This is a genomic window from Kitasatospora sp. NPDC043950, from assembly GCF_056435345.1.
On record NZ_JBWKER010000040.1, the window covers coordinates 20170 to 41743 of the forward strand.

At 75.6% G+C, this 21574-nt stretch carries 20 protein-coding genes; 9 read left to right on the forward strand and 11 right to left on the reverse strand.

All coding sequences use genetic code 11. The features are described 5' to 3' along the window. Positions 1 to 127: 127 nt before the first annotated feature. Both AC07BF_RS25385 and AC07BF_RS25390 read right to left on the reverse strand, forming a co-directional pair. Positions 128 to 709 (reverse strand): HutD/Ves family protein, encoded by a 582-nt coding sequence (locus tag AC07BF_RS25385; RefSeq protein ID WP_363586883.1) that lies wholly within the window; start codon positions 707 to 709, stop codon positions 128 to 130. 108 nt (positions 710 to 817) lie between these two features. Next, a complete protein-coding gene (locus AC07BF_RS25390; protein WP_478318410.1) occupies positions 818 to 2089 on the reverse strand; it encodes an MFS transporter in 1272 nt (423 codons plus the stop codon). A gap of 17 nt (positions 2090 to 2106) precedes the next feature. On the opposite strand from AC07BF_RS25390, the gene AC07BF_RS25395 reads away from it, so the two are divergent. Together AC07BF_RS25395 and AC07BF_RS25400 are read left to right on the forward strand one after the other, a co-directional pair. Beyond that, a complete protein-coding gene (locus tag AC07BF_RS25395) occupies positions 2107 to 3384 on the forward strand; it encodes an ROK family protein (RefSeq protein WP_371521142.1) in 1278 nt (425 codons plus the stop codon). Between the two features lie 142 nt (positions 3385 to 3526). Continuing rightward, positions 3527 to 4726 (forward strand): PLP-dependent cysteine synthase family protein, encoded by a 1200-nt coding sequence (locus AC07BF_RS25400; RefSeq protein ID WP_400989171.1) that lies wholly within the window; start codon positions 3527 to 3529, stop codon positions 4724 to 4726. A 74-nt stretch (positions 4727 to 4800) separates the two neighbouring features. Here AC07BF_RS25400 and AC07BF_RS25405 read toward each other — a convergent pair whose 3' ends face one another. The 5 genes from AC07BF_RS25405 to AC07BF_RS25425 form a co-directional block, all read right to left on the reverse strand. Next, positions 4801 to 7254, reverse strand: coding sequence for a right-handed parallel beta-helix repeat-containing protein (locus tag AC07BF_RS25405; protein WP_478333956.1), 2454 nt, complete (start codon positions 7252 to 7254; stop codon positions 4801 to 4803). 243 nt (positions 7255 to 7497) lie between these two features. After that, complete coding sequence (locus AC07BF_RS25410) at positions 7498 to 8376, reverse strand: MOSC domain-containing protein (RefSeq protein WP_363631550.1); 879 nt, start codon at positions 8374 to 8376, stop codon at positions 7498 to 7500. A 199-nt stretch (positions 8377 to 8575) separates the two neighbouring features. Next, positions 8576 to 9367, reverse strand: a complete 792-nt coding sequence (locus tag AC07BF_RS25415) for a DUF6643 family protein (RefSeq protein ID WP_478333957.1) — start codon at positions 9365 to 9367, stop codon at positions 8576 to 8578. A gap of 345 nt (positions 9368 to 9712) precedes the next feature. Further along, positions 9713 to 10162, reverse strand: coding sequence for a large conductance mechanosensitive channel protein MscL (gene mscL / locus AC07BF_RS25420; protein WP_363586878.1), 450 nt, complete (start codon positions 10160 to 10162; stop codon positions 9713 to 9715). 206 nt (positions 10163 to 10368) lie between these two features. Then, entirely contained in the window at positions 10369 to 11499 is a 1131-nt protein-coding gene (locus AC07BF_RS25425) for a glycosyltransferase family 4 protein (RefSeq protein WP_363586877.1), read from the reverse strand. Between the two features lie 323 nt (positions 11500 to 11822). On the opposite strand from AC07BF_RS25425, the gene AC07BF_RS25430 reads away from it, so the two are divergent. Together AC07BF_RS25430 and AC07BF_RS25435 are read left to right on the forward strand one after the other, a co-directional pair. Next, positions 11823 to 13073 (forward strand): glycosyltransferase family 4 protein, encoded by a 1251-nt coding sequence (locus AC07BF_RS25430; RefSeq protein ID WP_363586876.1) that lies wholly within the window; start codon positions 11823 to 11825, stop codon positions 13071 to 13073. Between the two features lie 151 nt (positions 13074 to 13224). Then, a complete protein-coding gene (locus tag AC07BF_RS25435; RefSeq protein WP_363586875.1) occupies positions 13225 to 13899 on the forward strand; it encodes a thiol:disulfide interchange protein DsbA/DsbL in 675 nt (224 codons plus the stop codon). Positions 13900 to 13953: 54 nt separating this feature from the next. Here AC07BF_RS25435 and AC07BF_RS25440 read toward each other — a convergent pair whose 3' ends face one another. Both AC07BF_RS25440 and AC07BF_RS25445 read right to left on the reverse strand, forming a co-directional pair. Further along, positions 13954 to 14700, reverse strand: coding sequence for an SAM-dependent methyltransferase (locus AC07BF_RS25440; protein WP_363586874.1), 747 nt, complete (start codon positions 14698 to 14700; stop codon positions 13954 to 13956). A gap of 57 nt (positions 14701 to 14757) precedes the next feature. Continuing rightward, a complete protein-coding gene (locus AC07BF_RS25445) occupies positions 14758 to 15906 on the reverse strand; it encodes a glycosyltransferase (RefSeq protein WP_478333958.1) in 1149 nt (382 codons plus the stop codon). 57 nt (positions 15907 to 15963) lie between these two features. Between AC07BF_RS25445 and AC07BF_RS25450 the strand changes: the two genes are divergently transcribed. After that, complete coding sequence (locus tag AC07BF_RS25450; protein ID WP_363586872.1) at positions 15964 to 16749, forward strand: glutamate racemase; 786 nt, start codon at positions 15964 to 15966, stop codon at positions 16747 to 16749. Between the two features lie 411 nt (positions 16750 to 17160). On the opposite strand, the gene AC07BF_RS25455 is transcribed toward AC07BF_RS25450, so the two are convergent. Continuing rightward, positions 17161 to 18186, reverse strand: coding sequence for a polysaccharide deacetylase family protein (locus AC07BF_RS25455; protein ID WP_363586871.1), 1026 nt, complete (start codon positions 18184 to 18186; stop codon positions 17161 to 17163). 362 nt (positions 18187 to 18548) lie between these two features. On the opposite strand from AC07BF_RS25455, the gene AC07BF_RS25460 reads away from it, so the two are divergent. The 3 genes from AC07BF_RS25460 (at position 18549) to AC07BF_RS25470 (ending at position 20217) form a co-directional block, all read left to right on the forward strand. After that, positions 18549 to 18821 carry a hypothetical protein gene (locus tag AC07BF_RS25460; RefSeq protein ID WP_350884215.1) on the forward strand — a complete coding sequence of 91 codons (273 nt, stop codon included), beginning with the start codon at positions 18549 to 18551 and terminating at the stop codon, positions 18819 to 18821. Positions 18822 to 19145: 324 nt separating this feature from the next. Beyond that, positions 19146 to 19655: a sugar transferase gene (locus AC07BF_RS25465; RefSeq protein ID WP_363586870.1), complete on the forward strand. Its 510-nt coding sequence runs from the start codon at positions 19146 to 19148 to the stop codon at positions 19653 to 19655. 73 nt (positions 19656 to 19728) lie between these two features. Then, the gene (locus tag AC07BF_RS25470) at positions 19729 to 20217 is read left to right on the forward strand and encodes an NUDIX hydrolase (protein ID WP_363586869.1); all 489 of its coding nucleotides are present in this window, start codon (positions 19729 to 19731) and stop codon (positions 20215 to 20217) included. 119 nt (positions 20218 to 20336) lie between these two features. On the opposite strand, the gene AC07BF_RS25475 is transcribed toward AC07BF_RS25470, so the two are convergent. Next, entirely contained in the window at positions 20337 to 20744 is a 408-nt protein-coding gene (locus AC07BF_RS25475) for a PTS-dependent dihydroxyacetone kinase phosphotransferase subunit DhaM (RefSeq protein ID WP_363586889.1), read from the reverse strand. Positions 20745 to 21187: 443 nt separating this feature from the next. Between AC07BF_RS25475 and AC07BF_RS25480 the strand changes: the two genes are divergently transcribed. Next, positions 21188 to 21451, forward strand: coding sequence for a DUF397 domain-containing protein (locus AC07BF_RS25480; RefSeq protein WP_478333959.1), 264 nt, complete (start codon positions 21188 to 21190; stop codon positions 21449 to 21451). The last annotated feature ends 123 nt before the right edge of the window (positions 21452 to 21574 follow it).

The window sequence follows — 21574 nt, forward strand, 5'->3', positions numbered from 1 at the left end:
CGTCCCCCCCCCCCCTCTCCCCTCCCCCCCCCCCCCCCCCCCCCCCCCCCTCCCCCCCCCCCCCCCCCCCCCCCCCCCCCCCCCCCGTTCCGGTGTCCGGGCGCCCGTGCGTCCCGCTTCCCCGGCGTCAGCGCGACGGGCGGAGCGTGACCACGGCGGTGACCCCGCCGGTCCGGACCCGCACCTCGCGCGGGCCGGTCCCCTCCAGCAGGGCGGCGTCGTAGCGCTCCAGCACCGCGTCGCCGTCGACGGCGGCCGAACCGGTGAGGCAGACCAGCAGGACGGTCGCCCCCGGCGGGACGTCCACGGCGGCCGGTGCGGTCAGCACGCCCACGGCGGCGTCGATCCGGCCGCGACGGGTCATCACGTTGAAGTCGACCACCGGGCCGGCCGACAGCCGACAGTCCGTCACGGCGTCACCGGAGAAGGCGAAGGGGCGGAAGGGTTCGTCGACCAGGTGCTCGGCGCCGTCGACGGTGAGCGTCATGCCGGGGCCCTCGACCAGGGTGATCACCCGGTCGACGCCGGGGAACGGCGAGAACGGCCCGGCCGACGCGACGTCCGCGAGGCTGACCCGCCAGTCGAAGGCGTCCAGCCCGGCCCCGGCCGGGAAACCGGCGACCTCCCTGGTCACCCCGCCCCCGTTGAGCCACGCCATGGCCGGGCGCTCGTCCGCCCGCAGTACCTGGATCCGTCCGCTGCTCGTCATGGCCCGCATCCTGCCACCACGTCCGCGCGCGGCCGCGTCGGGAGCCGCCCGGGGCCGTCGGCGGTGGGGTCGGTCGGACCGGCCGTGCCGACGACCCGGGCGCTCCCGTCAGCGCCGACGGACGGCCAGCGGCAGGAGCGCCCCCGCCGTGGCCGCCACCGCGACGGTGGTCAGGGCCATCGGCAGCCCCGCCGCGTCGGCGAGGAAGCCGATCACCACCGGGCCGATCAGCATGCCGCCGTACCCGAGCGTCGAGGCGAACGCGACGCCCTGCGGGCCGCCCGCCGCACCGGCCCGGGCGATCGCGAGGGGGAAGAGGTTGGCGAGGCCGAGGCCGGCCAGGACGAACCCGCAGACGGCCAGCGGCACCACCGGGGCGAGGGCGGCGACCAGCATGCCGGCCGCCGCGGTCAGGCCGCCGAGCAGCATCAGCCGGGTCTGGCCGAGCCGGATGGACAGCCAGGTGCCGCCGACCCGTCCGCTGGTCATGGCGAAGGCGTACGCGGCGTACCCGGCGGCGGCCGTCCCGGGGCTGGCGTGGACGTCGTCGGTGAGGTGGAGGGTGGTCCAGTCGGCGATCGCGCCCTCGCCGTACGCGGTGCACAGCGCGGTGAGGCCGAGCAGCAGGACGAGCAGCCGCAGGTGCGGGGCGGTGCGGCCGGCCGTGGTGCGGGTGCCGTGGTCGCTCGTGGTGTCGCCGGTGGTGCCGCCGTCGCCCGTGCGGCCTGGCGCGACCAGCGGCGCGGCCGGGCTGCGCAGCAGGACGACGCCCGCGGCGGCGGTGACGGCGAGGCCGAGCAGACCGCCGAGCGCGAGCGCCCAGGTGGTGCTCAGCGCACCGGCGAGGAGCCCGCCGAGGCCCGCGCCGAGCAGGCCGCCGAGGCTGTACCCGGCGTGGAAGCTCGGCATGACGGGCCGTCGCAGTTGCGCCACCAGGTCGACGGCGGCGCTGTTCATCGCGACGTTGGCGCCGCCGTACCCGGCGCCGAAGAGCAGCAGCACGCCGCCGAGCGCGGCGACCGAGTGGGCGTGTGCGGGCAGCGGGACGGCGAGGCTGAGCAGGGCGAGCGAGCCGACGGTCACCGGGCGCGAGCCGTACCGCAGGCACAGCCGCCCGACGAGCGGCATGGTGAGGACGGCGCCGATCGACAGGCAGAGCAGGGCCAGCCCGAGGGCGCTGTGCGAGGCGTTGACCTGGCTGCGGATGTCCGGGATGCGGACCACCCAGGCGGCGAAGAGGAAGCCGTCGACGGCGAAGAACGCGGTGAGCGCGAGCCGTGCCGAGCCCCAGGGGCTGTCCGTTCCGGGGGGTGTGCTGCGAGACTGGGGGGAGGTCTGGTCGGGTCGAGGACGCGGGCGGATTTTGTTTCGAAGCGGCACAAAGTCACAATAGGGGCGTGCAGCTCTCACCTTCAAGTCCGCGACCAGGTTCCGGAACCGACCTCGAAGCGCAGCGCGACGCCCACCGCCGCGCGGCCCCCGATCGCGGTCGGACGCTGCTCGGCCCCGCGCTCTCGCTCATCCACACCGGACAGACGCCCACCCGCTCGGCGCTCACCCGCGCGCTGGACGTCACCCGGGCCACCGCCGGGGCCGTCACGGCCGAACTGGAGGCGCTCGGGCTGATCACCGTGGACTCGCGCCCGGCCGGCGGCGGACGCGGACGCCCCTCGCACCGGCTCGCGATCGACCCGCAAGGCCCGGTCGTGGTCGCCGGGCAGATCCACGCCGACGGGCTGAGCGTCACCCTGGCCGGCCTCGGCGGGCTGCTCGACCCGCCCGTCCACCTGCCGCTGCCCGCCGCCACCGACCCGGTCCGGATGCTGCGCGCCGTCGCCGAGGCGGGCGCCGAACTCGCCCGCGCGACCAGCCGGCGCTGCCTCGCCGCCGCGCTCGCCCTGCCCAACCCGGTCACCGAACCCGACGGCGCCGCGCTCGCCGCCCTGCACTTCGCCTGGCCCAGCGGCACCCCGGTCGCCGACCTGTACGACGTCGAGGTGGGTCGTGCCGACCACGGCCCCGGCGCCCGTCGGCCGCTGCCCACCGCTCTCGCCAACGACGCCAACCTCGCCGCGCTCGCCGAGTACCGGCACGGTGCCGGGCGCGGCGCCCGGCACCTGCTCCTCGTCACCTCCGGCCATCGCGGCGTCGGCGGCGCGCTGGTGATCGACGGCCACCTGCACACCGGCAGCGCCGGGCTGGCCCTGGAGGTCGGCCACCTCACCGTCGACCCGCAGGGCCGGCTCTGCCCGTGCGGCAACCGGGGCTGCCTGAACTCCGAGACCGACCCCGACGCCCTGTTCGCCGCCGCCGGGCTCACCCCCGAACCGGGGCGCCCGCTGCTCGACCAGGCGCGCGAGCTGTGCCGGGCGGCCGCCACCGACGAACGCGCGCGGGCCGCCGTGGAACACGTCATCGACCGGCTCGGGCTCGGACTCGCGGGCGTCGCCAACATCCTCAACCCGGACCGGGTGGTCCTCAGCGGGCTCCACCTCGACCTGCTGGAGGCCGCGCCCGAGCGGCTGCGCGCGGTGGTCGCCGAGCGCAGCCTGTGGGGGCGCAGCGGACGGGTGCCGATCGTCGGCGCGGAGCTGGCGCACGGTGCACTCGCGGGTGCGGCGGAGCTGGGCTGGGGGCCGTACCTGGCGGACCCGCAGTCGGTGACGGCGGGCTGATTCCGGGGCCGGGCGTCGGGCTGGGGGGCGACAGGTCGGACCAGGGCGATAAGCGGAAGCTGGGACTGCGAAAACGGTCACTTATCGTGACTCTCCTACACTCGTAGTGAGCAGTGGGGGGTCGTAACGAGGGAGAGTGGCCATGAGCACCCAACCCGGCGGGACCCAGTCCGGCGGAGCGGGCGGCATCGAGCCGACCGCGGGCGTCGAGCCGACCGTCGGCGTCGAGCCGATTGCGGGCGTCGAGCCGACCGTCGACGTCGACCGGACCGACCCGCAGTACCGCGCCTGGCTCAAGGAGGCGGTGCGCAAGGTCCAGGCCGACGCCAACCGCTCCGCCGACACCCACCTGCTGCGCTTCCCGCTGCCGGGTGAGTGGGGGATCGACCTCTACCTCAAGGACGAGTCCACCCACCCGACCGGCTCGCTCAAGCACCGCCTGGCCCGCTCGCTCTTCCTCCACGGGCTCTGCAACGGCTGGATCCGCCCCGGCAAGCCGGTGATCGAGGCCTCCAGCGGCTCCACCGCCGTCTCGGAGGCGTACTTCGCGCAGCTCGTCGGGGTGCCGTTCATCGCGGTCATGGCCAAGAGCACCAGCCAGGCCAAGATCGACCTGATCGAGTTCCACGGCGGCGAGTGCCACCTGGTCGACCGCTCGGACGAGGTGTACGAGGCCTCCGCCCGGCTCGCCGAGAGCACCGGCGGGCACTACATGGACCAGTTCACCTACGCCGAGCGGGCCACCGACTGGCGCGGCAACAACAACATCGCCGAGTCGGTCTTCGCCCAGCTGCGTCTGGAGCCGCACCCCGAGCCGGCCTGGATCGTCGCCACCGCCGGGACGGGCGGCACCTCGGCGACCATCGCCCGGTACGTGCACTACATGCAGTACGACACCCGGATCTGCGTCGCCGACCCGGAGAACTCCTGTTTCTTCGACGGCTGGGTGCACCACGACCCGGACGCCGTCTGCGAGCGGGGCTCGCGGATCGAGGGCATCGGACGGCCCCGGATGGAGCCGAGCTTCGTCCCGGGGGCGATCGACCGGATGATGAAGGTGCCGGACGCCGCCTCCGTCGCCGCCGTGCGGGTGCTGGAGCAGGTGCTCGGGAAGAAGGCGGGGGCGTCCACCGGGACGGGGCTGTGGAGCGCGCTGAAGATCGTCGCCGAGATGCGGGCGGCGGGGCGGCGGGGCAGCGTGGTCGGTCTGATCTGCGACCCGGGCGACCGCTACCTGGACAAGTACTACTCGGACGACTGGCTGGCCGGCGAGCGGATCGACATCGCGCCGTACCGGGCCGTGTTGGAGTCCTTCCTCGCCGGTGGCGCCTGGACGGGCTGACGCCGAGGTCGTCGCCCGCCCGCCCGGCGCCGAGGTCGTCGCCCGCCCGACGCCACGGCGCCGAGTCGCCGGCGTCAGGGCAGCGGTGCGCCCGGCAGGTCGGCCGGGACGAGGAGTTGGAGCTCCTCCGTCGACGGGTCCGCGAGGTGGGCGACCCGCATCGCGTGCCGCTCGACCATGGTCTCGAAGACCTGCCGTGCGGTGCGCCCGTTGCCGAAGTTGGGGCCGCGCTCCAGCCGGGCGAAGTGGTCCAGCAGCACGCCCTCGGTCGCCTCCGCGAGCGCGTACTCGTGCTCGGCGCACTGGGCCCGGGCGATCTCCAGCAGCTCGTCCGCCGTGTAGTCGGGAAAGGTGATGGTGCGTGAGAAGCGGGACGAGACACCGGGGTTGGCGGAGAGGAAGCGCTTCATCTCCAGGGTGTAGCCGGCCACGATGACGACCACTTCGTCCCGGTGGTCCTCCATCAGCTTGACCAGGGTGTCGATGGCCTCCCGCCCGAAGTCGCGCGCGCCGTCCTCGGGGGCGAGCGCGTACGCCTCGTCGATGAAGAGCACCCCGCCGCGCGCGCTGTCGAAGGCCGCGGCGGTGCGGATCGCGGTGGAGCCGACGTGCTCGCCGACCAGGTCGACCCGGGCCACCTCGACCAGGTGTCCGCGCTGGAGCACCCCGAGCGAGGCGAGGATCTCGCCGTAGAGCCGGGCGACGGTGGTCTTGCCGGTGCCGGGGGCGCCGGTGAACACCAGGTGCCGGCGCAGCGAGGGCGCCTTGAGCCCGGCCTGGCGGCGGCGCTTGCCGACGGAGATCAGGTCGATGAGCGTGCGCACCTCCTGCTTGACGGTGGCCAGCCCGACCAGTGCGTCCAGTTCGGCGAGCGCCTCGTCGGCGGGCCGGCAGTCCGGGATCGGGGCGATCGCCGAGGTGGCGGCAGCCGCAGCGGACGTCGCGACGGCGGTGCCGGCCACCCCGCCCACACCGGCCCTCCCGGCCAACGGGGCGGTGGCAGAGGCCAGTTGGGCGGTCCGCGGGCCCGGTACCTCGGCCGCGCCGGCCGCCGGTCCGACGTCGTCCGAGGTGCAGCCCTCGGCGACCGGCCCGGGCTCGGAGAACTCGAAGCCGGCCCGCTCGTTCTGTTCGGCCCGGCAGCGGGTCAGCTGGGTGCGGCAGCCGTCGATGATGTGGAAGCCGAAGCCCTTGCCGTGCGAGACCCGGCAGTCCTCGAAGGTGCCCCGCCCCTGCGCCGAGACGTACACGCCGGCGTCGGTGCTGGCCCGGACGGTGCAGTCGCGCAGCACCGGGTCGGCGCCCTTGGTGACGATCACCCCGGTGGCCACGTCGGAGATCTCGCAGCCGGTGAGCAGGCCGCCGCTGCCGTGGTCGCGGAACCACAGGCCGGTGCCGGCCTCCTGGACCCGGCAGCCGGTGAGGGTCACCGCCGCGCCGCCGCTGACCGAGACCGCCGAGCTGCGGATCCGGCTGAAGGAGCAGTCCGCGGCGATCGCGGCGGAGTCCCGGTCGAGGACGAACAGCGCGTCCGGCAGGTCGTACAGCGAGCAGTCGGTGAGGGTGAGCCGGGCACCGTCGCTGACCCACAGCGCCGGGTACTCGCCGGTGGAGCCGTGGATCTGGCAGGACTCGGCGACGGCCTCGGTGCCCTGGTCCCAGACCGAGAGCGCCCCGCGCCCGAAGTCCCGGACGGTGCTGTGGTCGAGGCTGAGCCGGGAGCGGCCGCGCAGGTCGGCGCCGTTCTCCGGCAGGTCGTGCACCCGGCAGCCGGTGAGGACGAGTTCGGCCTCGCCGTCCAGGGTCAGCCCGTTGCCGGTGACCCGGTGGATCTCGCAGTCGACGAGCCGCCCGCGGGCCTGCGACTCGGCCTGGACGCCGCTGCCGCGGATCTCGTAGATCTCGCAGCCGGTCAGTTCGGCGGCGCTGCCAGGGTCGGAGAGCAGGACGCCGGCGCCGGCGGCGTGGTGGACCCGGCAGCGGTCGAGGGCGGCGGTGGCGCCGCCGAGGACGGCGAGTCCGGCCTGCCCGGCGGCGGCGACCTCGCAGTCCTCCAGGGCGGCGGCGGTGCCGGGGCCGCGCAGGCGCAGCCCGAGTCCGGCCGGGTTGGCCACGACGCAGCCGCGCAGGGTGGGCCGGGCGCCGTCGGTGATCTCGATGCCGGTGGCGGAGCGGGTCTCGATCCGGCAGCCGCTGAGCGCGGGCGCGGTCTGCGGCCCGGTGATCAGGACGGCCGGGGTGGAGCTGTCGCCGCCTTCGACGACGAGGTCGCGGACGGTGGCGTCGGCGGTGACGGTCAGCGCCACTCCGGACGGCGGGTCGATCCGGACGGTGCCCGGGCCCTGGGCCGGGACGATCGTCACGGGCTTGTCCAGCAGCACGTTCTCCCGGAACGTCCCCGGCCGGACGGTCACGGTGTCGCCCGGTTCGGCGGCCGCGAGGGCCTCCGCGAGGGTGTCGTACTCGCCTGCGCGGCGGCGCCAGCGGGATGCGCTGTCCTGGGTGACCCGGACCCTGTGCTCTGCCATGACGGTCTGTCGTCCCCACCTTCGTCGAGCCGGCGTTCAACGGGCCGTACGCGCGGGCCGCCCGCCCACCGTAGCGCGCCTCCACGGGTGGTCCGGTCGGCCGCGGTCGCGCGGGCACCGGGGGCTCGCGCCTTCGCCACAGGTTCCGACCACATGTTCAACGAGCGCGCACACCCGTGGTTCCGAGCCGGGGCCGCGCCGCGGGGGCGGCCGGGGGAGCCGGTGAACCGGCGCGCCGCCGGTTCACCCCCGCGCGTCGGCGGGCCACTGCGCCCCGTCCTCCAGCACCTCGACCCGGTCGCCGACGCGCAGCGTGCCGAGCACGTCGCCGGTGGTGCCGGCCGGCCGCTCCGGGATCAGGTTCTGCCCGAACGCGGCCTTCTTCAGCAGCCGGTGGTGCCGGGCCAGGGTGCGCAGCGGTTCGGGGCCGCGCCGCTCGCCGCTCTCCTGGTCGGTGGTGGTGATGACGCAGCGGCCGCAGGGCTTGACCACCTTGAAGGTGAGGTCGCCGATCCGGATCCGGCGCCAGCCGTCCTCGGCCCACGGCTCGGCGCCGCCCACCACGGCGTTGGGGCGGAAGCGCTCCATCGGCAGCGGCTCGTGGCCGTCGGGGTGCTCGGCGGCGATCAGCTCGTTGAGCCGCTCCAGCGAGGCGGTGGTGGTGAGCAGCAGGGGGAAGCCGTCGGCCATCGAAACGGTGGTGCCGGGCTCGGCGTAGTCGGGGTCGGCCGGCCGGGCGCGCGGGTCGTCCAGGTGGACCAGGCGGTAGTCGCCGAGGTGTTCGACGATCCACCGGTGCACCTCCTTGGCGGCCTCGGCGGCGCGGAAGCGGGTGCCCCAGACCTCGACCTCGGCGAGCGGGTCGCCGGCCGCGACGGCGGGCGCGGGGACCTCGATCCGGGAGCCGCCGGGGGCGGTGAGGGAGAGCGCGCCGTCGGGCAGCAGGTCGGGCCGGATCTGGCCGAGGGCGGCGTTCTCGCGCTGGCTGACGAAGCGTCCGGTGGCGTCGGCGAGCATCCAGCGGCGGTCTCCGGCCAGGCCCCAGGGTTCGACGGCGGCGGTGTCCGGGCTCAGGCGGTACATGGACTTGACGGGGTAGACGTGGAGTCCGGTGAGCTGCATCCCCCCATCCTGCCAGCCGGTTCCCGGCGGTCCGCAGGAGCCCCGTACGCGCACGGACCGCCCGGGACGCCGTGGGGGGCGTTCCGGGCGGTCCGTGGATGACCCGTTTCTCCGTACGCCCGGCGCGGGGAGCGCGCCGGGTGGTGCTCAGGTGGTGCGGGTGCGGGCCGGGTGGGGTCCGGCCCTGGAGGTCAGTGGCTCAGTAGCCCTGGCCCTGCTGCTGGTAGCCGCCCTGCTGGCCCCCCGCGTTGTAGGCGTTGTTGCCGGGCTCGCCGTACGGGCCCGGGCGCTGCGGCTGCATCGGGCGGACCGGCGCCATGGCCGGGCGCAGCTGGGCGCCGCCGAAGCCCTGGTCGCCGCCCTGGCCCTGGAAGCCGGGGCCGGCCGGACCGGGGCCGCCGAAGCTCTGCGGACCGGCCTGCGGCTGGCCGCCCGGCTGCCCGGGGCCGAACGCGCCCGGACCGCCGATCGGCTGCGCGCCGAAGGACTGCTGGCCGCCCTGGCCGCCGATGAAGGTGTTCTGGCCGCCGAAGCTCTGGCCGCCGGTCGGCTGGTAGCCGCCGCTGGCGGTCTGCGCGAAGGCCGGTGCGGCGGCCTGCGGCCGCTGGTACTGCTGGGGGGCGCCGTAGCCGGGGACGGGCGGCTGGGGCGCGGAGGCGTACGCCGGCGCTGGCTGCGCGGGGATGTACGCCGTGGCGGGACCGGCGGAGGGGCCGCTGCTCGGGCCGGGGCCCAGGGCGAGGCGGGCGGGCGGCAGCGCGGGGAGGTTGCTGCCGGCGCTCTCGTACCCGTTGCCGTACCGGTTCTCGTAGGACGGGCCGGCGCTGGCCCCGTAACCGGACGACATGGCCGGCGGCAGGGCCGCCGGCACGTTGATGGGTGCGATCTGGGGGACGCCGCGCTCAGCCACGAGGCTGTCGTAGATCGGCGTGCCGGAGGAGAAGGACGGAGAGGGGTAGCCGACTCCGTCGTAGGAGCGGGGCGAGGTCATGGGGCATACGGTAAGCCCACAACGCGCCTGCTGAGGAGAGCGGGAGGGGGAGCAGTTCGACTGTTTACACAGTCTTCGCTCGCGCAAAGGTTTCGAAAGTAGGAAGAACGGACATACCGGCGTTCAGTTCCGGACAACCTTGGCGTGCCGTCAGTGATCGAACAGTACCCGGACGGCGGCGCGGCGAACCCTTGCGGTGACCGGGCGGTGGACGGTTCGGGGCCCGCCGGAGAAACTTTTGCGGACAGGGCGTGCGCCGGCGCATTCGAGCCCCCGCCGACGGTCCGACGAGGGCTCGTGAATATTTCGGGAATAAAGTCCCCGTCAGCGGCCTCGGGCCCGTGGTCAGCTCGCCTGCAACGCCTGCGCCTGCGCCGGGAGACCCGGCCGGCCCGAGACCTCCGAGGTGCAGAAGGAGCAGCGGGTCGCCGCGGCCGGAATCGGGCTCAGGCACTCCGGGCAGTCGACCTTCACGACCGGCGCCGGCTTGGCCGACTCGAAGCGCGCCTGCAGCTTGCCGACCGGCAGCACCACGGCGAAGTAGATCACCGCGGCGACCAGCACGAACCCGATCAGCGCGTTGACGAAGACCCCGTACGGGAACCGGGCGCCGGCCACCTCGAAGGTCTTCTGGGTGAAGTCGCCGACGGCGCCGGTGGCGACCCCGATGAGCGGGGTGAGGAAGGCGGTGACGAACCCGGTGACCACGGCGGTGAAGGCCGCGCCGATCACGATGCCGACTGCGAGGTCCACCACGTTGCCGCGCAGCAGGAAGCTGCGGAATCCCTTGAACACCGGGTGACTCCAAATCCGTACGGGGAAGGGGGAGATGAGGCAGCGTGACGGGCGCCCCGGCCGGACATCCTGCCGACCGGGCCGGGCCGAGGTCCAACCGCGTTCACCCGATCCGCGTAACGGGCCGCAGGACGCGCCGGCCGGTTCCGGGCGGAGCCCGGGCGCTCCGCGTACGGGTCGATCCGGCCGTCGCCGGGCCGGAGGGGTCAGAGCGGCCGCACCCGCAGCGCGCGCTCGTAGAACTCGACCATGTGCGCGGACACCTGGGACAGCGTGAACGAGGCCAGGAACCGCGCCCGCGCGGCCTTCGCCCGCACCCGCGCCGCCGCCCGGTCGTCCAGCGTGTCGACGACCGCCGCCGCCAGTTCGGCCGGCCGCTCCGGTGCCACCAGCCGGGCGTAGTCCTCCGAGCCGACCGTCTCGCGCAACGCCGGCACGTCCGCGCAGACCAGCGGCACCCCGACGCCCATCGCCTCGATCGCCGTGCCGCCCTGGCCCGCCCAGCGGGACGGCACGGCGAGCACGTCGGCAGCGGCCATCAGATCGGCCACGTCCTCGCGCGGCCCGAGCAGGCGGACGCTCCCGGCGGACTCGGCGAGCGCCCGCAGCCGTGCGCTCTCCGGGCCCGCCGCGCCGGCGAGCAGCAGGACGGCCCCCGGCTGCGCGCGCCGGACCGCCGGCCAGGCCGCCAACAGCACGTCCAGGCCCTTCCGGTGGTGCTGGCCGGCGGCGGCCAGCACCACCGGCACGTCCTGCGCCAGCTCCAGGGCACCGCGCACGGCGGCCCGCCGCTCCGGGGTGGCCGTGCCCAGCAGCTCCGGGTCGAGCCCGCGCGGCACCACGTCGATCCGCCGCCGGGGGATGCGCAGCCGCCGCGCCATCGTGCCGGCCACGTGCCGGGTGAGCGCGTGGAAGCGGCGGGCGCCCTGGGCGGTGGCCGCGTCCAGGGCCTGCGCGGTGCGCATCCGCCAGGGGCTCGCCCCGTGCGCCGCCGACTGCTCCGGTCCGTACGCCGGGTCGAGCAGGCTGGAAACCACCGGGGTGCGGGCGGCCAGGGCGGCGGCCCGGCCGAGCACGTCCGAGGCGTGGCGGGCGGTGTGGACGAGATCGGGCCGGCGTTCGCGGATCAGCCGGCGCAGCGCGGCGGCGGTGGCGGCCCCGGTCGGTCGGCCGACGCCGAACACGGCGGCGCCCGCCGCGGTCAGCTCCGGCTGCCAGCCGCCGGGGGAGTCGTAGAGGTAGGCGACGTCCAACGTGACGCCGGCGCGCACCAGTTGGGGAGCCATCGAGACCAGGGCGCGCTCCGCCCCGCCGGCCCGGTTCACACTGTCGACCACCAGAAGCACCTGCACCGGCCACCCCCGCCCGCTGCGGGCGCGTCCGTTCTCCCGTGCCGGACGCCCCCTGACTGGTGATCAGCATCGCAGGTGGCCGTCAGGCCCGCCAGCCGTACGGCGGCCGGGGTCGGACGCCGGGGTGCGGCGAGGCGAGGCGGGGCGAGGCAGGGCGAGAGGGGGCGGAACAGGGCGCACGACGGGAGCAACCGGCGCACGGCCGCAGTCGAGCAGCGCACATCAGGTGTATTCACGCGGGCGCACGGGCCACCACCAGGTTGCGCGAAGGGGCTGTACGGCGCGGGGCGCTGTGCCAAGGTCGGTCCATGCCCGACCATACGTCGGCCGACCCGGCCGGAACCCGTCCCCGCGTCCTGCACCTGATCAGTGATCCACGCCGCGGCGGCGCCCAGAACTTCGCCCGTGACCTCCACCGGGAACTGCGCCGCCGGGGCCAGGCCTCCGCGCTGTGCGCCCTCGCCCCGCACCCGGCCGCCGGGCCCGCCCTCCCCGGGCCCCGCGCCGCGGACCGCACCGGAGTTCGCGCCGGCGCCGGTCCGGGCGCCCGCCCCGACGGGCTCGACCGGCAGCCCGACCCGCACCCCGGCGCCTGCGCCGACGAGGAGGACTTACGCGCCGCCGTCCTCGGCTCCGGCCGCCTGCGCCCCGGCACCCTGCGGGCGCTGCGCGCGGCCGCCCGCGGCGCCGACGTGGTCCTCGCCCACGGCTCCGACACCCTGGCGGCCTGCGCCCTCGCCCTGGCCGGCACCCGCACCCCCTTCGTCTACGTCTCCGTCGGCCACCCCCGCTACTGGACGGCGAACCGGCTGCGCCGGGTGCGCGGCGGCGCGCTGATGCACCGCGCGGCAGCCGTCACCACGCTCACCGACGAGGCCCGCGCCGTCCTGGAGGGGCAGTTCCGGCTGCCCGACGGCAAGGTCCACGTGATCTCCAACTCCCGGGCCGCCGAGAGCTATCCGCCCGCCGACGGCCGGGCCGACCGGCGCGCCGCCCGGCACGCGCTCGGCCTGCCCGCCGACGTCCTGCTGGTCGCCTGGATCGGCGCGATCTCCCCGGAGAAGCGGCTCGACCTCGCCCTCGACGTCCTGGACCGGCTGCCGGACGTCCGGCTGGCCATCGCCGGGGACGGCCCGCTGCGCGAGACGCTGGCCCGCCACCCGGCCGCCGCCCGCGCTCACTTCCTCGGCGCCCTGCCCGACCCGGCGCCGCTCTACCGGGCCGCCGACGCGCTGCTGCTCACCAGCGACAGCGAGGGCGTGCCCGGCGCGCTGATCGAGGCCGCGCTGGCCGGCGTGCCCGCCGTCGCCACCGACGTCGGGTGGGTGCGCGAGGTGGTCCGGGACGGTGCCACCGGCGCGCTCGTCGCCCCCGGGGACCCGCTCGCCCTCGCCGAGGCGCTGGCCAAGGTGCTGGCGTGCAACCGTGCGGGCCTCGGCGCGGCCGCCCGGGCGCACGCGTTGGAGCACTTCGAGCTCGGCGCCGTGGTGGACGCCTGGCAGGGGCTGGTCGCCGAGGTGTGGGCGGGGGGTGGCCCGGGGGTGCGCACCGGTCCGTGACAGACCCGCGGCGGCGGGCCGGGCCGGGCGTCGAGTCGCGCGCCGGGCCGGGCGCCGGGCTGGGCGTCGGGCTGGGCCGATCGGGCGAATCCGGGCCAGCGCGCCCGGCCGAACTCGACGGTAACGAACCGCCGCCAGCACACTGCCCGGTGTGAACTCGAAGTCGCTGCTGCGGTCCACCGTCCTGTTCGCCATCGCCGCCGGGATCGCCGTATCCCCCCTCCAGGCCGGCGCGGTGAGTCACCAACCCCCCTCCGAGGGATCCCAGTTCGTCAAGCTCGACCATCCGCAGCCGGTGCGCGAGAGCGTCCGCACGGAGGCGGCCGAGTTCTTCTGGTACGACTGCGTCCACTCCCAGCAGCTCGAACAGCCCTTGCAGGCCTGGGCCGAGAAGCACCGCGCGGACGTCGCCCTGCGGCGCGTCCCGGCGATCTGGCCGGGCAGCCCGGACGAGGGCGCCCAGCGCGGCCACGCGCGCCTGTACTACACGCTCGAGCGCCTGGGCCTGGTCGAGCGCCTGCAGAGCAGCGTCTTCCGCTCGGTGCACACCGACCAGACCGACCTCACCACCGAGGCCACCGCCACCGACTGGGCGGTGCGCCACGGCGTGGACGCGCAGCTCTTCCGCCGGACGTACCGCTCCGACGAGGTGGCGCGGTCGGTCGACGAGGCCGCCGTCGAGTTCGTCCGCTACGGCGTCAACGAGCTGCCGACGGTGGTCGTCCAGGGCGAGTACCGGACTTCGCCGAGCAAGGCCGGCGGCGTCGAGGCGATGCCCGAGGTGCTGGACTACCTGGTCCAGCAGGAGCAGTTGCGCGGGCACTGAGCCCGCCGCGGGCCGGGACCGAACAGCCCTCCGGCGGCCCGCTCCGCCGGGCGGTCAGTCCCGGCGCAGCAGGTACGTCACGAAGCCGAGCGTCCCCCGGTAGCCGTGCAGCCACTCCCGCCGGTGCCGGTCCGCGGCCTCCCGGGCGGCCGCCGCGTCGGGGTCGTCCGGGTGCTCCAGCGCCCACTCGGCCAGCGTGCCCGTCCACGCGAACTCGTAGTCGTCCCACTCCTGCCGGCTGCTCACGTACCCGGACACCGGTGTCCAGCCGTCCGCCAGCACCCGGTCGGTGGTGGTCGCCAGGTCCGCGTAGTCGTCCTGGGCCGCGCCCAGCCCGTCCAGGGCCGCCCGGGACGGCTCCCGCTCCCAGAAGCCCTCGCCGACCAGCACCCGCCCGCCCGGGGCCAGGTGCTCGCGGGCCGCCGCCAGCGTCGGCAGCAGCCCGCCGAAGGCGTGGGTGGCACCCACGCACAGCACCAGGTCGAAGGGCTCGACCGAGCTGAACTGCCGTGCGTCCACGTGGTGCAGGCCGATCCGGCGCACCACGCCGAGCGCGGTCGCCGCCTCCCTGGCCCGGGTCAGCGCCGCCGCGTCCAGATCCACCCCCACCGCCCGCCAGCGCGGACGCGCCGCCAGCGCCCGGACCAGCCACGCCCCCTCGCCGCAGCCGAGGTCCAGCGCCCGGCCGTCCGCCGCTCCGGCGGTCGCGCGCTCCAGCAGCAGGGCCACCGACTCGTCCGTCAGCGGCGCCGCGATCGGGTGGTGGGCATGGGCGAGACGGGAGATCCTCTGACGGTCCATCCGAGCAGTATGGAGCCGACCGGACTGCCGCGCCCGCGAATTCGGGCCCCGGCACGCTCAGGCCCGTGAGTACGTCCGGCCCTTCCACGCCGCGCCCCGGCCCCGCCAGTGCTGCACCGCCGAGTCCACCGTCATCAGCAGGTACAGCCCCGCCGTGAAGGGCAGCAGCAGCACGGCCGGCGCCGGCTGTCGGTAGTACCGCACCATCGGCAGGTAGGTGCCCGCCATCAGCGCCCAGGCCGCCCCGCCCGCCACCGCCACCGCCGGCGCCCCCGCGACCAGCCCGGCCGCCACGGCCACCGGCGGCACCAGGTACACCAGCCCCAGCCCCAGCACCGTCCCGAGCAGCAGCAGCGGCGAATGCCGCAACTGGGCGTAGGCGCTGCGCGACACCATCCGCCACAACTGCTCCAGCTGCGGGTACGGCCGGACGCTGTCCACCGCCCCGGCCAGCCCCAGCCAGGTCCGCCCGCCCGAGGACTTCACCGCCCGCGCCAGCGACACGTCGTCGATCACCGCGCCCCGGATCGCGGCCACCCCGCCGGCCCGCTCCAGCGCCTCCCGCCGCACCAGCGAGCAGCCGCCCGCCGCGGCCGCCGTCCGTCCACCGGGCCGGTTGCTCCGGCGGAACGGGTACAGCTGCGCGAAGAAGTAGACGAAGGCCGGCACGATCAGCCGCTCCCAGCCGGTCTCCACCCGCAGCCGGGCCATCTGCGACACCAGGTCCAGCCCGTTGCTCTCCGCCGCGGCCACCAGCTCCGCCAGCGAGTCCGGCCCGTGCGCGATGTCCGCGTCCGTCAGCAGCAGGTAGTCGACGTCCGGACCGGCCAGCTCCACCCCGTGCCGCAGGGCCCACAACTTGCCCGTCCACCCCGGGGGCAGCGGGGGAGGAGTCGTGACGGTCAGCTCCAGCCCGTCCATCGTCCGCAGCTCCGCCGCCACCGCGCCCGTGCCGTCCGAACTGTGGTCGTCCACCAGGATCACCCGCGCCCGCCCCGGGTACTTCTGCGCGAGCAGCGTCGGCAGGCTCACCGGCAGCACCTGCGCCTCGTCCCGGGCCGGCACCACCACCACCGCCCGCGGCCAGCGCACCGGCGGACGGCGCGGCGGAAGCCGCACGTCGGTGCGCCAGAACAGCCCGTGGCAGCACGCCAACCAGAGCCAGACCAGCAGGGAGAACGCGGCGATCCACAACAGGACGGTCACTCCCGCAGTTTGCCGCAGAACCGGCCGGATCGGGCGGATCGACTAAAGTCTTGCCCCGTGAAGATCGCACTGATGGACTCCGGAATCGGCCTGCTGGCCGCCGCCGCCGCCCTTCGGAAGCTGCGCCCGGACGTCGATCTGGTGCTCTCCTCCGACCCGGCCTCGATGCCCTGGGGGCCGCGCACCCCCGAGGAGGTCACCGACCTCGCCCGAGGCTGCTCGCTCGCCGCCGCGGAGCTCGAACCGGACGCGCTGGTCATCGCCTGCAACACCGCCTCCGTGCACGCGCTCGCCACCCTCCGGGCCGAACTCGAACCCGGGCTGCCCGTCGTCGGCACCGTCCCGGCGATCAAGCCCGCCGCCGCCCTCGGCGGCTCCGTCGCCATCTGGGCCACCCCGGCCACCACCGGCAGCGCCTACCAGCGCGGCCTGATCCGCGACTTCGGCGGCACCGCGGACGTGACCGAGGTCGCCTGCCCCGGCCTCGCCGACGCCATCGAACACGGCGACGACGCCGGCATCACCGACGCCATCGCCGACGCCGCCGCCCGCACCCCCGCCGGCACCGCGGCGATCGTCCTCGGCTGCACGCACTACGAACTGGTCGACGACCGCATCCGTGCCGCCGTCGCCCCCACCGCCTCCCCGGCGCTCACCCTGCACGGCTCCGCCGACGCCGTCGCCGCCCAGGCCCTGCGCCGCGTCACCGACCCCACCCGTACCGGCGCCGGTACCATCACCGTGCTCCACGCCGGCGCCCCCGCCGCCCTCCCCCCGGCCGCACTCCTCTACCCCCAAGGGCGCACCCTCGCCGCCCTGATGCGCAGCACGCTGCCGGCGTGACCGCCACCCTCACCGCCGACGGGCCAAGTTTCGCCCGCCGGCGGTCCGCCCTTCAGCCCGAGCGGAAGGCCACCGCAGCTGATCCCCATCCGGGGCAGCCGCGGGCAGGTTCTCTGTCATGAGTTGAGGGGCAAATCTTTGCCCTCCAACTTCCGGGGGTTGGTCGAGGAGCCCCGTGGTGGCCGGCTGCCCCTGGATCGCCGCCCCGGCTGCGGCGGCTGATGCGGGAGGTCGGCCTGACCGACGTTCTGTGCCCGTGGGGCAAGAGTTTGCCCCACGGGCGGGTGGTTGGCCGCTGAGGCGGGGCCAAATTTCGCCCCCCAGGCGTACCGTGCCGATCGCCGGCGGGGCTCATTTTTGCCCCCGAATGTCTTTGAGTGCCCCTGCGTCCCCCTTGCGTGCCCCGGCCGGTCAGGCGACGGCTTGGCGGCGCCAGCGGCGGTAGGCGGGTTCGAGGCCGGAGAGGATGGTGTCGAAGCGGCGGGTGCTGGTGGTGGAGTCGACCTGGAGGCGGCTGATCTGGAGCGGGTGGGAGGGGATGCGGGGGCCGAGCCGGTGGTCGGAGAGGAAGCCGAGGCGGTAGCCGAGTTCCTGGAGGACGGTTTCGGCACGCGGGTCGTGCCCGCCGTCCGGGTAGGCGAAGGCGGTGGGGGGTTCGCCGAGCCAGCGGGTGAGGGCTTCGTGGGCGCCGGTGATCTCGGCGCGGACGGTGGCGTCGTCGCAGCGGCCGAGGCAGGGGTGCCCCTGGGTGTGGTTGCCGATGGCGACGCCGCCGTCGCGCAGGGCGAGCAGGTCGGCGGGGGTGAGCTGCTCCTGGCGGGGTGGGCGGCGGTCGGCGCTGACCCGGAGCTCGTGCAGGCTGCGCCGCCGGTCGGGGTCGGGCATGGCCTTGAGCCGGGGGAGCAACTGGGAGGGGTGCCCGCAGTCGAGCGAGCGGGCACGGCCGCCGTGCCGGGCGAGGAAGTCGGCCTCGTGCCACCAGAAGGGGCGTTCGGTGCCGATGAGCTCGGAGATGACGAAGGCGGTGGCGGGGATGCCGCGGGCGTCGAGGGCGGGCAGGGCGTGGGTGAGGACGCTGCGGTCGGCGTCGTCGAAGGTGACCAGGACGCTGCGGGGCGGCAGTGGCCGCTGTTCGGTGGCGGCTTGGAGGACGGCGGTGAGCGAGACCGGGGTGGCGAGTCTTCGGAGCCGGTCGAGCTGGGCGCCGAAGGACCGGTGGTCGGTGACGCCGTGGTAGGCGAGGACGGCGAGGCGTTGTGCGGCGCGGGCGCGGAACAGGGGTTGGACGGGGGCGAACCGCAGCCATTCGCCCCGCGCGTCTGCCCGGCCCCGGTCGGCGGTCGGGTGGCGGCGGGTGGCCGTCGGCAGCGGGCGCACGAACGGGACGGGCCTGGTGGGGGCCATGGAGATCGACGTGGTGGACTGGGACTGCGGCACGGTTCCCCCTCGGTCGCCGAGCGGCGTGGCGGTACCGCCGGAGGACGGAGCCCGGCCTCCGACCCCAGGAGGAGGCGGCTCCGCCTCCTGGGTATTCCGGTCCGCGGTGGGGGCTCGCACCCTTCCCGCGAACGGCTCCTGGATCGCTCAATGCCATTGAGACCGCTGCACCGAGCGGATGGTTGTACCGGGGGGACGAGGATTTTTCGTGGACTGATGTGGACTGATTGTGGAGCCGGAATGCACGACCGGGGCCGGGCCGCGGGGGGCTCGGGCGAGGTCGGCGGGCCGGTCGCACCGGGTGGTCGAACGTTCACTCCCCGCGGGCTGCCTCCGGCGTTCGCCGGGGGTACCTTGGGCTCATGGCAGATGCGGACCGTGATCCCTTCCACCTGCACGGCGCGACCAGGATGGCCCGTGCGTGGAGTGGTGGCGCCCTGGTCACCCACCAGCTTCCGCTGGCGATGGTGGGTTTGGCCTGCCTCGCGCTGGGCATTGTGGTGGCGGTGATCGTTCCGGACAGTGACGGTCCGGCCTGGGCGATGGCGGTGGCGGGCTGTCTGGCCGCGGGAGTGCTGCTGCTCGGCCGGATCGCGTTCGGGCTGCTGCGGTACCGCCGCCGCGCTGCGCTCTGACCGCCTCGGCGGCCGGCCGGCCTTCGGTGGACGGTTGTACTTCGATTGCCCTCGGCATTCCAAGCGGCAGATCGAGCAGCAGATCGAGCAATATTGGTCAGATCGACCGAATTTCGGCCTGTCGGACAATCCTCTGCCCACTTCTTTCACCATTCCCGGGCGACTGCTTCCGAGGCGCCCCTACTGTGAATGCGTTCTTGCGGCTCGACGGTGCCGTGGAGGGGAAGAGATGGGCGGCAGCGCCACGTCCGATCCGGGCGGAGAGCCGGGCGGAGGACCCGGCGGGAAGCCGGACGGCGCACCGCGCGCCACCGTGTCCGCCGGATGAGGCGCGGCGGGGACCTCGCCCTCGCCGCCCTGGCGGGGATCGTCGCGCTCCCGTTGGCCCTGGTGATCGCCGCCCTGCTGCGCTGCACGGCGCGCGGCCCGGTGCTCCTGCGGCTGTCCCGGGCCGGACGGCACGGCCGGGAGTTCCAGGTCCTCCGCTTCCGGACCAGCCGGGGAGGGCGGCTCGGCGCCCTGCTCCGCCGGACCGGCCTGGACGAGTTGCCCCGGCTGTGGAACGTCGCCCGCGGCGAGATGGGGGTGATCGGCCCCCGGCCCGTCCGCCCCGACCAGGCGGTCCGCTACTCCCGCCGCGAGCGCTGCCGGCTCGACGTCCGGCCCGGACTGACCGGCTGGGCCCAACTCCAGGCCCGCCACCCGCTCGCCCGGCCGGACTGGGCCGAACTCGACCTCTGGTACGTGGAGCACCGCTCGCTCCGGCTCGACCTGCGGATCCTCGGGCTGACCGTGCTGGCCCTGCTGCGCCCGGAGGGCGGTCTCGCGCGATGAGCCTGCGCGCCGCGGGCCGCCCGTCGGTGGCGTCGGCCCGGGGCCCCGCCGGACAGGGCCTAGGCTGCGGCGCATGGCCATTCCCCCGTTCCTCGCCGATCTCCGAGCCCTGGTGGGCACCCGTCCGCTCTGGCTGACCGCCGTCGTCGCCGTCGTCCTGGACGACCGCGGCCGGGTGCTGCTGGCCCGACGGGCCGACGACGGGAGGTGGGCGCCGGTCGGCGGCATCCTCGACCCCGGTGAGCAGCCCGCCGACGGCGTGGTGCGCGAGTGCCTGGAGGAGAGCGGGGTGGTGGCGGTGCCCGAACTGCTCGCCTCGGTCACCGTCTCGCCGCAGGTCACCTACCCGAACGGCGACGTGACGCAGTACCTGGTGCTGACCTTCCGGTGCCGGGCGGTCGGCGGCGAGGCGAGGGTGAACGACGACGAGTCGCTGGAGGTCGGCTGGTACCCGCTGGACGGGCTGCCGCCGATGATCGAGGTCGAGCACGAGCGGCTGCGCCACGCGCTGGAGTGCGAGGGGTCGACGGTCTTCGTGTGGGAGGGCAAGGAGCGCCCCTGACCGGCGCACGGCGGACGGCCCGCATCCCCGCCTCCCCACCCCGGGTGGGCCGGGAGCCCGGACCCTTCGCCGATGGTGGCGGCCCGGTCACCCCAGGCGGCGGGAGTTCGCGAGGTCGCTCAGCCCTTGCGCTGCCGGTAGGCCTCCTCCGCGGCGTCCAGGACGGCGGCGAGGTCGCCGCCCGCGGTGGCGGTGGCGGTGGCCGCCACCGCGCCCTCGACGAACGGCGCGTTCGCGAAGCGGACCGGGAACGGGAGGCCGTGCTCGTCGGCGTCGGACAGCAGGGCGCGCACGGTGGTGACGGCGCTGCCCAGGTCGGCGAGCACCACGACCCCGTGGCCCTGGTCGACCCGGCGGGTGGCGGCGGCCACCAGGACCGCGCTGATGCCGGGACCGCCCTGGTCCCCGCCGGTCGCGGCGATCGGGGCGGGGGAGTCGGATCCGGTCAGTGAGAGCGCGAGGGTGCGCACCGCGATGGCCAGTTCCTGGCTGTGCGACACCAGGACGATCCCGACCCGGCCGTGCACGGGGGGCCGGCCGGAGGCGGGCCGGGGCAGCGTGGCGGGCGCGGGTGGCGTGCGGGGCGCAGGGGGGTGGGCCGAGGGGGCGTCGGAGATGGGGATGACATCGGCGCGGGTGCCGTCCCGGCGGCTCATCGGCTGCTCCCTCTGGGCGGTGGTGGGCGGTGCTGGGCGAGGTGGTGCGGGCCGCATCCGGTGCGCATCGGGTTCCGCGGGGCCGGGGCGGGGCCGGGACGGGCCGTCGAGGGCCCGCGTACGGCCGGCGGGGGGTGGTCCCCCGCGTTGCCAAGCACTCTGGCAGCTCCGGCGGCCCCCGTCGGGCGGGACACGCGTTGAGCGGGCCTCCGGCGGCGTCCGGGCCCGGCTGGTGGAGTCCTCGTCAACCCGCTGACCGGGGCGGGCGGGTGTGGTTAGGCTGGCCCGGAAAGCCGTCGGGAGGAGACCGGGTAGTGGCAGTCAACAGCGGGATCGACGTGGAGACGGGCGGCGCGGAGCCGCAGCTGGCGCCGAGCGGGAAGCCGAAGGTGGACTTCATCGGGGCGAAGTGGCTGTGCAGCAGCCAGGGCGTCGGGGATGTCCAGATCGCGTTCGTGGACGGGTACATCGGGATGCGGGACGGCCGTCAGGAGGACGGTCCGGTCCTGGTGTTCACGCCGGGGGAGTGGCGGGCCTTCGTGCTCGGTGCCCGGGACGGCGAGTTCGACCTCACCTGAGCCCGCGCGACCGTCGCACGACCGCGGGGGGGGGGGGGGGGGGGGAGGGGGGGGGGAGGGGGGGGGGGTGGGGGGGGGGGGGGGTTCCAGGGTTTGCGCAGCCCCTGGGTGGAGCTGGAGGGT